This window comes from Nonomuraea bangladeshensis, assembly GCF_039529455.1.
GTDB classification, from domain to species: domain Bacteria; phylum Actinomycetota; class Actinomycetes; order Streptosporangiales; family Streptosporangiaceae; genus Nonomuraea; species Nonomuraea bangladeshensis.
The window spans coordinates 146,141-159,100 of record NZ_BAAAMV010000015.1 but is presented as its reverse complement, the minus strand read 5'-3'; the positions used below and the strand labels follow the sequence as shown (position 1 = coordinate 159,100).

At 70.6% G+C, this 12,960-nt stretch carries 15 protein-coding genes; 5 read left to right on the top strand and 10 right to left on the bottom strand.

Going from position 1 to position 12,960, the window contains the following annotated elements:
• Positions 1-53 precede the first annotated feature (53 nt).
• Positions 54-773: a GntR family transcriptional regulator gene (locus ABD292_RS41880; RefSeq protein WP_091078782.1), complete on the bottom strand. Its 720-nt coding sequence runs from the start codon at positions 771-773 to the stop codon at positions 54-56.
• A gap of 433 nt (positions 774-1,206) precedes the next feature.
• Between ABD292_RS41880 and ABD292_RS41875 the strand changes: the two genes are divergently transcribed.
• Positions 1,207-2,679, top strand: a complete 1,473-nt coding sequence (locus tag ABD292_RS41875; RefSeq protein ID WP_344217685.1) for a histidine kinase N-terminal domain-containing protein — start codon at positions 1,207-1,209, stop codon at positions 2,677-2,679.
• 21 nt (positions 2,680-2,700) lie between these two features.
• On the opposite strand, the gene ABD292_RS41870 is transcribed toward ABD292_RS41875, so the two are convergent.
• Both ABD292_RS41870 and ABD292_RS41865 read right to left on the bottom strand, forming a co-directional pair.
• Positions 2,701-2,955 (bottom strand): WhiB family transcriptional regulator, encoded by a 255-nt coding sequence (locus ABD292_RS41870; protein ID WP_344217683.1) that lies wholly within the window; start codon positions 2,953-2,955, stop codon positions 2,701-2,703.
• A gap of 272 nt (positions 2,956-3,227) precedes the next feature.
• Positions 3,228-4,205 carry a diacylglycerol/lipid kinase family protein gene (locus ABD292_RS41865; protein WP_344217681.1) on the bottom strand — a complete coding sequence of 326 codons (978 nt, stop codon included), beginning with the start codon at positions 4,203-4,205 and terminating at the stop codon, positions 3,228-3,230.
• Positions 4,206-4,269: 64 nt separating this feature from the next.
• Between ABD292_RS41865 and ABD292_RS41860 the strand changes: the two genes are divergently transcribed.
• Positions 4,270-4,665 (top strand): hypothetical protein, encoded by a 396-nt coding sequence (locus ABD292_RS41860; protein ID WP_344217679.1) that lies wholly within the window; start codon positions 4,270-4,272, stop codon positions 4,663-4,665.
• A 43-nt stretch (positions 4,666-4,708) separates the two neighbouring features.
• On the opposite strand, the gene ABD292_RS41855 is transcribed toward ABD292_RS41860, so the two are convergent.
• The 3 genes from ABD292_RS41855 to sodN form a co-directional block, all read right to left on the bottom strand.
• Positions 4,709-5,488 carry an RNA polymerase sigma factor SigF gene (locus ABD292_RS41855; RefSeq protein WP_177240539.1) on the bottom strand — a complete coding sequence of 260 codons (780 nt, stop codon included), beginning with the start codon at positions 5,486-5,488 and terminating at the stop codon, positions 4,709-4,711.
• Between the two features lie 17 nt (positions 5,489-5,505).
• Positions 5,506-5,943, bottom strand: a complete 438-nt coding sequence (locus ABD292_RS41850) for an ATP-binding protein (RefSeq protein ID WP_329590254.1) — start codon at positions 5,941-5,943, stop codon at positions 5,506-5,508.
• A 127-nt stretch (positions 5,944-6,070) separates the two neighbouring features.
• Positions 6,071-6,472: a superoxide dismutase, Ni gene (gene sodN, locus ABD292_RS41845; protein WP_242375941.1), complete on the bottom strand. Its 402-nt coding sequence runs from the start codon at positions 6,470-6,472 to the stop codon at positions 6,071-6,073.
• Between the two features lie 115 nt (positions 6,473-6,587).
• Here sodN and ABD292_RS41840 point away from each other — a divergent pair, with 115 nt between their 5' ends.
• Complete coding sequence (locus ABD292_RS41840; RefSeq protein ID WP_425565243.1) at positions 6,588-6,857, top strand: S24 family peptidase; 270 nt, start codon at positions 6,588-6,590, stop codon at positions 6,855-6,857.
• A 40-nt stretch (positions 6,858-6,897) separates the two neighbouring features.
• Here ABD292_RS41840 and ABD292_RS41835 read toward each other — a convergent pair whose 3' ends face one another.
• From ABD292_RS41835 to ABD292_RS41820, 4 genes are read right to left on the bottom strand one after another with little or no spacing between them, the layout of a single operon-like run.
• Positions 6,898-7,326: a CGNR zinc finger domain-containing protein gene (locus tag ABD292_RS41835; protein ID WP_344217673.1), complete on the bottom strand. Its 429-nt coding sequence runs from the start codon at positions 7,324-7,326 to the stop codon at positions 6,898-6,900.
• Between the two features lie 57 nt (positions 7,327-7,383).
• On the bottom strand, positions 7,384-8,127 hold the full coding sequence (locus tag ABD292_RS41830) for an amino acid ABC transporter ATP-binding protein (RefSeq protein ID WP_344217671.1): 744 nt from the start codon (positions 8,125-8,127) through the stop codon (positions 7,384-7,386).
• Positions 8,124-8,951 carry an amino acid ABC transporter permease gene (locus ABD292_RS41825; RefSeq protein ID WP_344217669.1) on the bottom strand — a complete coding sequence of 276 codons (828 nt, stop codon included), beginning with the start codon at positions 8,949-8,951 and terminating at the stop codon, positions 8,124-8,126. The genes ABD292_RS41830 and ABD292_RS41825 overlap by 4 nt, the downstream gene beginning before the upstream one ends.
• Positions 8,952-8,954: 3 nt before the next feature.
• The gene (locus ABD292_RS41820) at positions 8,955-9,818 is read right to left on the bottom strand and encodes an ABC transporter substrate-binding protein (protein ID WP_344217667.1); all 864 of its coding nucleotides are present in this window, start codon (positions 9,816-9,818) and stop codon (positions 8,955-8,957) included.
• 319 nt (positions 9,819-10,137) lie between these two features.
• On the opposite strand from ABD292_RS41820, the gene ABD292_RS41815 reads away from it, so the two are divergent.
• Complete coding sequence (locus ABD292_RS41815) at positions 10,138-11,340, top strand: NAD(P)-dependent malic enzyme (protein ID WP_344217665.1); 1,203 nt, start codon at positions 10,138-10,140, stop codon at positions 11,338-11,340.
• Positions 11,341-11,558: 218 nt separating this feature from the next.
• The gene (locus tag ABD292_RS41810; RefSeq protein WP_344217663.1) at positions 11,559-12,917 is read left to right on the top strand and encodes an NsdA family TPR-like regulatory protein; all 1,359 of its coding nucleotides are present in this window, start codon (positions 11,559-11,561) and stop codon (positions 12,915-12,917) included.
• The last annotated feature ends 43 nt before the right edge of the window (positions 12,918-12,960 follow it).

Sequence of the window (12,960 nt, the reverse complement as noted above, 5' to 3'; positions counted from 1 at the left end):
CGGCCAGCCTAGACGCGGCCGGCGACCAACCCATGGATCCCCGCCGTACGGCGTCAGGGGCGGCGCAGGCGGGTGACGAACTTGTAGCGGTCGCCCCGGTAGAGCGACTGGGCCCACTCGACCGGGTGGCCGTCGGCGTCGAAGGCGTGCCGGGTGAGCAGGAGCATCGGCAGGCCGACGTCCACGCCGAGCGCCTTGGCGTCGTACGGGGTGGCGAGCACGGTCTCGATGATCTCCTCGGCGTCCGTCAGCCGGACGTTGTAGGCGTTGTGGAGGGTCTCGTACAGCGAGGAGTGGACCTCCAGCTCGCGCCGCAGCCGGGGGAAGCGGCGGGCGGACAGGTGGGTGGTGTCGATGGAGACCGGCTCGCCGTTGGCCAGGCGCAGGCGGTGGATGCGCAGCACGCGGCCGCCCGGGTTGATGGCCAGGCGGCGGGCGAGGGCCTCGTCGGCGGTGATGTAGCCCATCTCCAGGATCTTGGTGTCGGGCTCCAGGCCGGCGGTGCGCAGGTCGCCGATGTAGGAGGTGAGCTGCAGCACCTGGGCCACCTTCGGCTGCGCCACGAACGTGCCCTTGCCCTGGATGCGCAGCAGCCGCCCTTCGACCACCAGCTCGGTCAGCGCCTGCCGGACGGTGGTGCGGGAGGTCTCGAAACGCACGGCGAGGGTGCGCTCGGGCGGCAGGGCGGTGCCAGGCGGCAGACTCTTGGTCAGCTCCAGCAGGGCCCGTTTGACGTCGTAGTACTTCGGAACGCGGGGGCTGTCGTCTGTCACGCGCTCACCTTCACTTCTGCCACGGCGGTGAGGCGTGTCTGATCACCGCGAGATCATCGGAACCCACATTGGCCAAGGAGGTCAACCGCGGGCGGCGGCGGCCGGTCGGCACCGAGCGCGTACGGTGCCGGGCACGCGCGAATCCGGGCTGCTCAGGCTGATGGTGAAGGATATCCACAGCAGCGAGGCTCCCCGCAACCGAGGCCGCCGCGCCGGCGCCCGTGGCGCGCCCCGCCACGGCCTGACCAGCGGCGCGGCGCCGCCACGTGACCGTGGCGATCACCGCGGGCCCGCCCCCGCCGCAGGTTTCAGGCGATTCGATCATTGTGACGGTTCTCACAATATGAGATTGCCCAAAGGAGTCCGGCAAATGAACGGCGGTGCTCCGGCCGCCGGTTTGGTCGTGGCGGGGGAAAGCACGCATGATGCACTCGTGCCGACTCTCAGCGACCTCGTCGCCCGCCATACCGCTCTTGACGAGGCGGATCTCGACTGGCTGCACTCGCTGGTCTCCGACTGGCAGCTGCTCGCCGACCTGTCCTTCGCCGACCTCGTCCTGTGGGCGCCGCTGGCGGGGGAGAGCGGCTGGATCGCGATCGCCCAGATGCGCCCGACGACCGGCCCCACCGTCTACCACGACGACATCGTCGGCAGCGTGGCGGCCAAGGGCGAGCGGGCCCTCATCGACACCGCGTGGAACGAGCGCCGCATCTGCCGCGAGGGCGACCCCGACTGGTCCACGGGCGTGCCGGTCAGGGAGGAGACGATCCCGGTCCGGCGCGCGGTCGAGGGCGGCGAGGGCCGCTTCCTGGCCGTCATCCAGCGCTCCACCAACCTGTCCTCGGCCCGCACGCCCTCCCGGCTGGAGCTGACCTACCTGCAGAGCGCCTCCGACCTGGCGCAGATGGTGGCCGAGGGGCGCTTCCCGTTCTCGGGGGAGGAGCCGATCCTGGTCCGCTCGCCGCGGGTCGGCGACGGCCTGCTCCGCCTCGACCGGGCGGGGCGCGTCACCTACGCCTCGCCGAACGCCCTGTCCGCCTACCGCCGGCTCGGCCTGCACGCCGACCTGGTCGGCTCCGAGCTGGGCCCGGTCACCGCGACGCTGTGCTACTCCGACGAGCCGATCAACGAAGACCTCATGATCGTGGCCAGCGGCCGGGCGGCCAAGGAGACCGAGGTCGAGTCCGGCGGCACGACCGTGCAGCTCAGGGCCATCCCGCTGATCGTGGGCGGCGGCCGCATCGGCGCGCTGGTGCTCATCAGGGACGTCACCGAGCTGCGGCGGCGCGAGCGCGAGCTGATGACCAAGGACGCCACCATCCGCGAGATCCACCACCGGGTGAAGAACAACCTGCAGACGGTGGCGGCGCTGCTCCGGCTCCAGGCCCGCCGCCTGCAGGTGCCCGAGGGCCGCGAGGCGCTGGAGGAGGCCGTGCGCCGGGTCGGGTCCATCGCGATCGTGCACGAGACGTTGTCGCACGCGCCCGAGGAGTTCGTCGACTTCGACGAGATCGCCGACCGCGTCATCGCGATGGCCGGCGAGGTCTCGGCGGCGGAGGCGGCGGTGACGCCGCGCAGGGTGGGGGCGTTCGGGGTGCTGCCGTCCCTCATCGCCACGCCGCTCGCCATGGCGCTGACCGAGTTGCTGCAGAACGCGTTGCAACATGGACGCCCCAGGCGGCTGGAGGTGGTGGTGGAGCCGGCGCTCGACCGGCTCAACGTCACCGTTTGGGACGACGGGCGGGGGTTGCCCGAGGGTTTCGACCTCGACAGCAGCACCAGTCTGGGGCTGCAGATCGTCCGTACGCTGGTTGAGGGGGAGCTGTCGGGAAGGTTGTCCGTACAGCCGCGCCCCGCGGGCGGCACCGAGGTCGTGCTCTCGATCCCGCGTCCGGCGAGCGGTTGAGGTCGCTTGTGCAGGTGGGGGTCAGGCGGTCGCGCGGGCGCGGGCACGGGCGGCGCGGCGCTTGAGCGCGCGGCGCTCGTCCTCGCTGAGGCCGCCCCACACGCCGGCGTCCTGGCCGGACTCGATGGCCCACTTCAGGCAGGCGTCGACGGCCGGGCAGGAACGGCAGACCTGCTTGGCCTCCTCGATCTGCATGAGGGCGGGGCCGGTGTTGCCGATCGGGAAGAACAGCTCGGGGTCCACGTCACGGCAGGCAGCTCGGTGGCGCCAGTCCATGCGTCCACTCCTTAGTAGATGAAGCCTTTGGTCGGCTCCGTGCGGCTACTACTTTGTGAAGAGTTTCACTAACTCCAGCGAACGATGGCCCGAATCCTGTCGAGGACCGGGGTCGTCCGCTGACGGTCGAAGGGCCTAGGGGTTGTTAAAGGTCCTACGTTCCGACGTCAGCCTGAGCCTGTCAGCCACGCAGAGTGCACGCAAGAGGGTTTGCGCGAAGTTTTGGCCGTTATGGATGTCGGATGCGTCACACAATGACCGAATGTAACCAGCTAGACCAACACTTGTAATGCGTTCGGAGTAGACCGGAAGGTCACTGACTCGCGTTCGCCCAGGTAGTCGCCGTCCAGCTGAAAGGCCACGGGACGGTGCGCGGTGAGCGTGAACTCGGCCTCGTCGTGGAGCTGGACGAGGTGTTTCCCCGACGGAAGGGCCTCACTCTCCGTGAGCATGTGCTGGATCAGGGGCGTGAGCGCGACCGGGCCCATCCGGCGCAGCCCGAGCAGGTCGAGGCCGGTCTCGAAGCTCGCCCACGGGGTGGGGCGGACGGGCCTCGTGCCGACGTACGTCCACGGCGAGGTGTTGGAGATGATCGCCATGAAGACGCCCTCGGCCGCCGGGATGCCGGGGCCGGTCACCGTCATCGCGGGATGCCGCTTGTCCGTGGCCAGATAGTGGCGTAGAGCGGTGTTCACATACCGGGCGGGGGTAGCCTTCCTGCCGGTGCCGCGCAGGCCCTCCACGGCCCGTACGACCTCGGCGTCATAGCCCATCCCCGCGCAGAACGTGAAATAGCGGCTCTGGCCCTCCCAAAGGGCCTGGCCCAGGCCGACCGTCCGCCGGCGGCCCTCGCGCAGCGCCTCCAGCACCGCGCCGGTGGCCTCGACCGGGTCGTTGGGCAGGCCGAGCGCGCGGGCGAAGACGTTGGCGCTGCCGCCGGGGATGACGATGAGCGCGGGGCGGCGGGTGCTGGGGTTGTCCGGCACGTCCTGCGGCGCCGGCGGCCCGTCGCCGTTCACCGGGTTGAGCAGGCCGTTGACGGTCTCGTTGATGGTGCCGTCGCCGCCGAGCACGGCCACCACGTCGTAGCCCTTGTCGCGCGCGGTCGCCGCCAGACCGGCGGCGTGCCCGCGGTAGCGGGTCTCCTCGACGGCGAGCTCCACGGCCGCGCCGAGCGCGCGGATGAGGACGTCCCTCGTGCGGGCGTTCGTGGTCGTGGCCTTGGGGTTCACCAGCAGCATCGCGCGCATGCCGCCAGCGTAGCCCCTGATCGGGGACCCGCTTCAGTGGCCTCGGGGAGGTAGGGTACGGGGCGTGAACCGTCGTCCGCTCACCCTCGTGATCGCCGCCGTCGTCGTCAGCCTGGAAGGGCTGCTCGCCCTCGGCCTGGGCGTCTTCGTCGCCGTCGAGACCGTGGTCGGCAGGCCCGGCAACCTGACGAGCGCGATCGCCGAGGCGGCGTTCGGGGTGCTGATCGGCGCCGGGCTGCTCTGGGTGGCCTGGGGCGGCCTGTTCAGGATGGAGCGGTGGGGCCGCGCGCCCGGTGTGGTGGCCCAGATCTTCCTGCTGCCGGTGATCTACACGCTCTTCGAGTCGGACCTGCCGCAGCTCGGTGTCCCGCTGCTGGTGGCCGCGCTGGCGGGGCTGGTCGCGTTGCTGGCGCCGCCCACCACGCACGCGCTCTACGGCGACGAGCAGCACGCGGCCTAGCTGCCCGGCCGTCTCATCGACGTTCGCGAGCAGCCCTGACCCGTCAGTCCTCGGCTGTCAGGCCCTCGCGCAGCTGGGCGAGGGTGCGGGCGAGCAGGCGGGAGACGTGCATCTGTGAGATGCCGAGCTCGGTGGCGATCTGCGACTGCGTCATGTTGCCGAAGAACCGCAGCAGCAGGATGCGCTTCTCGCGCGGCGGCAGCCGCTCCAGCAGCGGCTTGAGCGACTCGCGGTATTCGACGCCTTCCAGCGACTCGTCCACGATGCCGAGCGAGTCGGACACCGCGGGGGCGTCGTCGTCGCCGGAGTCGGGCGCGTCGAGGGACACCGTCGAGTAGGCGTTGGCCGACTCCAGCCCCTCCAGCACCTCCTCCTCGGTCATCTTGAGGTAGGCGGCCAGCTCGGCGACCGTCGGGGCGCGGCCCTCGCGCTGCGACAGATCGCTTATGGCCTTGGTCAGCGAGAGCTTCAGCTCCTGCAGGCGGCGCGGCACGCGGACCGCCCAGCCCTTGTCGCGGAAGTGCCGCTTGATCTCGCCGACGATGGTGGGCGTGGCGTAGGTGGAGAACTCCACGCCGCGGTTGAGGTCGAAACGGTCGATGGACTTGATCAGACCGATGGTGGCGACCTGGGTCAGGTCGTCCAGCCACTCGCCCCTGTTGCGGAAGCGGCGAGCCAGGTATTCGACCAGGGGAAGGTGGAGCTCGACCAGCTCGTCCCTGATGCGCTGACGGCGCGGCTCCTCGGGGCCCAGCTCGGCCAGCTCGGCGAAGAGCTGACGGGCGCGCACCCTGTCGGGCACGGCGTGTTCGCTGGTGGCCATGGCTCCAGTCCTTTCCGTCACGCCGGCCCCGCCGTGCTCTGGGCCGTTCCTCGGCGCTTACGGAGGACGATGGCCATGCGGTCGGCGCTGTCGGTCACCGCGTCGACGTCGTCGGCCAGCGCGGTGAGCACCATCCAGGCGAAGTCGTCACGCTTGGGCGCGGAACTTCCGACCGTCGCCACCTCGACCCTGACCTGCATCTCCTGCCCGGTCAGCTCGAACTCGGCGGTGAGGTCGGTGCCGGGCACCGCCTCGTTGAGCAGCATGGCGCACGCCTCGTCGACCGCGATCCGCAGGTCCTCGATCTCGTCCAGCGTGAAGTCCAGCCGCGCCGCCAGCCCAGCGGTGGCCGTACGCAGCACGGACAGGTAGGCGCTCGCGGCGGGGAGCCGGATGCTCACCACGTCGCGGATGCCGGCCACGCCCTGCGCGCGCGTCTCGGTTTCCTCGGTCACGTTCCTCCTCGCATATCCGACGCCAACTGCAACTTACCGCCCCGGAGAGGTGCTTGGACGAATCAGACTCGCCATCTACGGAAAAGGCTCTGCGCGGTCGTGGACCGCGCAGAGCCTTTGTGCCGTTTTAGGCAGCCTTGGTCTCCCAGAAGATCTTGGAGATCTCGTCGATCTTGCCCAGCAGCTCGTCCGCCTTGGCGACGTCGACCGTGCCCTTGGCGCCCGCGGCGCCCGCGAGCTTCGTGGCGTCCCAGAAGAGCTGGTGGAGCTGAGGGTACTGCTCAAGGTGCGGCGGCTTGAAGTAGTCGGTCCAGAGCACCCAGAGGTGGTGCTTGACCAGCTCAGCGCGCTCCTCCTTGATGTGCAGCGCGCGGCCGCGGAACACCGGGTCCTCGTTGGCCGCGTACTTCTCCATGATTGCCTTGACCGACTCGGCCTCGATGCGGGCCTGGGCGGGGTCGTAGACCCCGCAGGGCAGGTCGCAGTGCGCGGAGGCGACGTGCTTGGGTCGTAGCAGTCGTGCGAGCATCGGAAAGTCCTTCCTGGATGCTGAATCAGCTTGGTCCACAACCGACCTTACTCGGGTCCGGAAGGCGGCGGAGTGGGGGGTAGAGCCGATGAGAGTGCGTGTCGAGGGCGATTCCATGCGACCCGGTCTGGTCCCCGGCGACTGGCTCCTCGTCCGCAGGAACGTCCCCGTGCGCCCCGGCGACGTGGTCGTGGCCCGGCTGCCCGGCGAACCTGAACGGCTCATCGTGAAACGGGCGCAGTGGCACGGGGCGGACGGATGGTGGCTGGAGAGCGACAACCAGCGGGCGAGCGGCCGGCGGGACAGCTGGGACTTCGGGCCGGTCCACGACATCGTGGGGCGCGTCGTGCTGCGCTACTGGCCGCTGGTCCGCCGGCGGCGGTGAGCGCGGCCCGGGGGCAGCTCAGAACGGGCTCAGGACGGCCTCAGGGCGTCTCCTGGCGGCGGCGGGCCCGGTAGGCGGCCACGTTGGCCCGGCTGGCGCAGCGGGCCGAGCAGTAGCGGCGGGAGCGGTTGGAGGAGGTGTCGAGGAAGGCCCGGCCGCAGCGCGGCTCGCGGCAGCGGCCCAGCCGGTCCGCGCCCAGCTCCGCGACGACCGCGGCGAGGCCCATCACGGCGGTGGCCGCCGGGTCCTCGGCCAGGTGCAGGTGCCAGGCCCCGCCGTCGTGGGCGGAGAGCTGGGGACGTACGGGATAGCGCACGAGCAGGGCGTTGAGCCGCTCGGCCACGGCCCGCTCGTCGCCGGCCACGTCGAAGACCGCGGCCAGCTCCTGGCGCAGCCGGATCAGCTCGGGCGGCGGCACGAGATCGTTGACGAGCCGGACCGCCCACGCGGCGTAAGAGGTCAGGTCCATGCCGGAGTATTACACGCCCGGTGGGGGCTCCGGCCCGCGCCGGAGCCCCCACCGTGGTCAGCCCTCGGGGTGCAGCACGCGCCGCAGGAACGTCTTCGTCCGCTCCTGGGCGGGGTCGCCGATCACCTGGGACGCCGGGCCGTCCTCGACGACGACGCCGCCGTCCATGAACACCACCCGGTCGGCCACCTCGCGGGCGAAGCCCATCTCGTGGGTGACCACGAGCATGGTCATGCCCTCCTCCGCCAGCTTGCGCATGACGGCGAGCACGTCGCCGACCAGCTCGGGGTCGAGCGCGGAGGTGGGCTCGTCGAAGAGCATGAGGTCGGGGTTCATGGCCAGGGCGCGGGCGATCGCGACGCGCTGCTGCTGCCCGCCCGACAACTGGCCGGGATGGGTGTCGCACTTGTCGGCGACGCCCACCTTCTCCAGGTTCTCCCTGGCGACGGCCTCGGCCTCGCTCCTGCTCCGCTTCAGCACCCGTTGCTGGGCGATCATGACGTTCTGCAGCGCGGTCATGTGCGGGAACAGGTTGAACTGCTGGAAGACCATGCCGATGCGGCGGCGTACCGCGTCGAGGTCCACGTCGGGGTCGGTGACCTCGACGCCCTCCACGAAGACCTTGCCCCTGGTGGGCGTCTCCAGCAGGTTCACACAGCGCAGCAGGGTGGACTTGCCCGAGCCCGACGGGCCGATGACGCACACCACCTGGCCGGGCTCGACGGTCAGGTCGATGCCCTGGAGCACCTGGTTGTCGCCGAAGGACTTGTGCAGGTCCGCGATCTCGATGGCGTGCGTCATCGCTTCCTCCCCTTGCGCCCCTCCAGCCGGGAGGCGAGGTATCCCAGCGGGATGGTGACGATCAGGTACGTCACGCCCGCCACCATGATCGGCGTGGCGTTGGCGTACTGGGAGGCCAGGTCGTTGCCGAACTTGGCCAGCTCGACGTACTCGCCGGACACGCCCAGGAACAGCACCAGGGAGGAGTCCTTGAGCAGCGCCACGAACTGGTTCGTGGTCGGCGGGATGACCATCCTGATGGCCTGCGGGATGATCACCGTGACCTGGGCGCGGGTGGCGGACATGCCGAGCGACCTGGCCGCCTCCGTCTGGCCCTTGGGCACGGCCTGGAGGCCCGCGCGGAAGACCTCCGCCTGGTAGGCGGCGCCGACCAGGCCCAGGCCGAGGATGCCCTGCCCGTACGTGCCGAAGGGCACCTGGAAGCCGGGCAGCGCCAGCGGCAGGAAGGTGATCATCAGGAAGATCAGCAGCGCGGGCAGGCCGCGGAAGATCTCGATGTAGACGATCGCGATCCACCGGTACGGCCGCACCTGCGACAGCCGCATGAGGGCCAGCAGCAGCCCCAGCACGAACGCGAAGACGAACCCGCCGACCGCGTAGATGATCGTGTTGCGCAGCGCGACCGTGAACAGCTCGGGCAGCGCGTGCCCGGCCACGTCGGGCTTGGCGAAGTTCTGCGCCAGGCTGCCCCAGTCGGCGTACAGGATGACGGCGACCAGCGCGACGACCAGCACGGCGTACTGGACGGCGCGGCTGATCTGCTGCTTCTTCCGCGGGCTGAGCCTGGCGCGGGCAGGCTCAGCCGTCTTGGGCAGGTCGGTCATGGGTCAGCCCAGCTCGCCGGGCTTCTTGCCGAACCACTTCACGTAGATCTTCTCGTAGGTGCCGTCCTGCTTGGCCTTGGCCAGCTCCTCGTTGATGGTCTTGACGAGGGTCGGGTCGGCGTCCTTCTTCAGGCCGATGCCGTACTGCTCGCCGGTGTCGAGGCTGGCGATCAGCTCGAACTTCTCGGCGACCTCCGGCTTCTTCAGCCAGGTGAGCACGACCGGCAGGTCCTGGATGATGACGTCGGCCTGGCCGGCCTGGAGCGCCAGCAGCTCCTTGGGGGAGTCGGCGTACTCGGTGGGGTTGAAGCCCTGCTTCTTGGCGTAGTCGAGGCCGGTGGTGCTGGCCTGGGCGCCGAGCTTGAGACCCTTCGCCTTGACGTCCTCCAGGGACTTCGCGCCCGTGCCCTTCTTGGCCAGCAGGGCCTGCGTGGCGTCGAAGTACGGGTCGGAGAAGGTGATGTTCTGGGCCCGCTCGGGGGTGATGGTCATGCCCGCGGCGGCCACGTCGCACTTGCCGGCGGCCATGGCGGCGCCGCTCTTGATCACCGCGAAGTCGATGTCCACGATGTTCTGGGTGACGCCGAGCTTCTTGGCGGCGAGGTCGACGATGTCGACGTCGAAGCCGACGACGTTGCCGCTCGCGTCCTTGAACTGGAACGGCTCGTAGGGGATGTTGGTGCAGACCGTGAGCTTGCCGGGCTGCACCAGCTTCACCGCGGCGGCGCCCGAGCCGGTGCCGGCGCTGGCGCTGGTGTCGGCGCCGCCCGAGCCGGAGTCGCTGCCGCACGCGGACAGGGCGAGAGCGGCGGTCAGGGCGAGCGCGCCGGCGGCGTAGCCACGGCGGCCCTTGGGGCTGAGGGCCATGTACGGCCTCCTATGAAGTGAAAAGCCACAGAACTTGCGTTTTGTGCAGTTTAGATGCGATTTTGCGCCGTTCCGTCATCAGCGGTTTAACGATGCGTCAACGGAACGGCCTCGAACCGTCCATCCGGGTGCCCCATGGTGCCCCAGCGGGGACGCTGGCTCGGACCACCGTCTCACGATGTGGCACTATGGGGTGACGGGTGACCCCCGAACCCCCATCACGAGATGACGCCGAGGGGACCCTGGCAGCTACAGAAGCCATCCCGCTCGCGATCATCCGCCGAAGGTTGTTCCGCTTCCGATGACTCCAGGGGTCGCTGTGGCTGTCACGCCCGCTTCTGCGCCAGGTTCCTCATCCGTCGAAAACCTCGATCTCGATCCCGCCTTCGCGCTGCACCGCGGCGGCAAGATCGAGATCCGCTCCACCATTCCGGTCCGCGACGCCGACGACCTGTCGCTCGCCTACACGCCCGGCGTCGCCCGGGTCTGCACCGCCATCGCCGAGACGCCGGCGCTCGCCCACGACTACACCTGGGCCTCCAGGGTCGTCGCCGTGGTCTCCGACGGCACCGCCGTGCTCGGCCTCGGGGACATCGGCCCGGCGGCCGCCATGCCCGTCATGGAGGGCAAGGCGCTGCTGTTCAAGGAGTTCGGCGGCGTCGACGCCGTGCCCATCTGCCTCGACTGCACCGACGTCGACGCGCTCGTCGAGACCGTGGCGCGGCTCGCGCCGTCGTTCGGCGGCATCAACCTCGAGGACATCAGCGCGCCGCGCTGCTTCGAGGTCGAGGCCCGCCTGCGCGACCTGCTCGACATCCCCGTCTTCCACGACGACCAGCACGGCACCGCCATCGTGGTGCTCGCCGCGCTCCAGAACGCCGCCCGGCTGACCGGCCGGACCCTCGGCGACCTGCGGGCGGTCGTCGCGGGCGCGGGCGCCTCCGGCGTCGCGGTGACCCGCATCCTGCTGGAGGCCGGCATCGGCGACATCGCGGTCTCCGACTCCAAGGGCCTGATCTACCAGGGCAGGGAGGGGCTCAACCCGGTCAAGGAGGCGCTCGCCCGCGACACCAACAGGGCCGGGCTCACCGGCTCCACCGAGGAGGCCCTGGCCGGCGCCGACGTGTTCGTCGGGCTGTCCGGCTCGACGGTCAGCGAGCAGGCCATCGCCTCCATGGCCGACGGCTCGATCGTCTTCGCCCTGTCCAACCCCACCCCCGAGGTCCACCCCGAGGTCGCCGCCCGGCACGCCGCGGTCGTCGCGACCGGCCGCTCCGACTTCCCCAACCAGATCAACAACGTGCTGGCCTTCCCCGGCGTGTTCCGGGGCGCGTTCGACGTGCGGGCCTCCACGATCACCGAGAACATGAAGGTGGCCGCGGCCGACGCGCTCGCCGCCGTCGTGGGCGACGACCTCGCCGCGACGTACGTCATCCCGAGCCCCTTCGACGAGCGCGTCGCGCCCGCCGTCACCGCCGCGGTGGCCGCCCAGGCGCGCGCCGACGGGGTCGCCCGGCTCTGATCGGCTTGCTGCAGTGGTTTTCGGCGGGCGGGGCTCTTGCGGGCCCCGCCCGCCGCCGCGTTGAGCCGGTGACGGTCGAGCTGCAGGAAGCTGCTGGGGGAAGTTGTTGCAGAGAGTTGGGGCAACCTTTGGGAACGGCCCTCATCCTTTACCCAAGGTGCTATAACTGTAGCTCTCTGTAATGACCGTGGGCGCCGACTCCTGTGCAGAGGAGAGCGATGGAACGCGAGCCCAACCGGCTGCTGCAGCAGCTCATCGCGGAGGCGGGTTTCTCCCACAAGGGACTGGCCAGGCGCCTCAACGACCTGGGTGCCGCCCGCGGCACTCCGGGCCTCAAATATGACCATAGTTCGGTGCTGCGCTGGATCGGTGGCCAGCGACCGAGGGACCCGGTCCCCGGACTGCTCACGGAGATCTTCGCGATGCGCCTGGGCAGGCCGGTCACCACGGAAGACCTGGGCATGCCCGCCGTCGTCACGCCCCTCGATCTTGGACAGGAGTTCACGCACACCTGGCAGGAGGGGGTCGCGACCGTGACCGCACTGTGGCGGGCCGACGTGGAAAGACGGCGGTTCCTGATCGACTCGACCTTCGCCATCGGAGCAGGCTCGGTCGGAGCCGTCCGCTGGCTGACGTCCCCACCCGAGGGACGTCCGAGCGGCGGCGGGGCGCGGCGCGTCGGCCGCGCCGACATCGCCGCCATCCAAGAGGTGACCCGGTCCTTCGGGGAGCTCGACAACCGTTTCGGCAGCGGCCGGGTCCGCGCGTCCGTCATCAAATATCTCGACACCGCCGTTACGCCGCTGCTCAAGGACGGCCTCTACGGCGACGCCACCGGCCGGCAGCTCGCGGCGGCCGCCGCCGAGCTGACCCGGCTGGCCGGCTGGATGGCCTACGACATGGAGCAGCACGGTCTCGCGCAGCGCTACCTCATCCAGGCGCTCCGCCTGGCCAGGGGTGCCGGCGACCAGACCCTCGGCGGCGAGATCCTGGCCGGCATGGCCCACCAGGCCATCTACATGGGCCAGCCGGACCACGCGCTCGACCTGGCGCGGGCGGCCCAGCTCGCGGCGCGCGGCGCGGGCGTCGGCACCCTGCTGGCCTCCGCGCACGTCCTGGAGGCGCACGCGCACGCGGCGCGGGGCGACTCCCGCTCCTGCGGCGCCTCGCTCAACCAGGCCGAGCACTTCTTCGAGGTCCGCAAGCCCGCCGACGAGCCCTCGTGGCTCGGCTACTTCGACGAGGCCTACCTGTCCGCCAAGTTCGCCCACTGCTTCCGCGACCTCGGTGACGGCCACCGGACCGTCCAGCACGCGCGGCGCTCGCTCGACATGGACTCCCGCTTCGTGCGGGGGCGGATGTTCAACCTGTCCCTGCTGTCGGCCGGGCTGCTCCAGTGCGGGGAGCTGGAGCAGTCCTGCGTGGTCGCCTCCAGGGCGCTGTCGCTCGCCGGTGAGCTGCAGTCCGCCCGGTCCCGGTCCTACGCCGCGGACCTGCGGCGGCGGCTGGAGCCGTACAAACATGAGGGGGCGGTGGCTGAGTTGCACGAGGCCACCCGCCAGCTCGCGGCGGTCTGAGGAAAAGCGGACGGCCCGGAGCGTCCACGCGGGACGCTCCGGG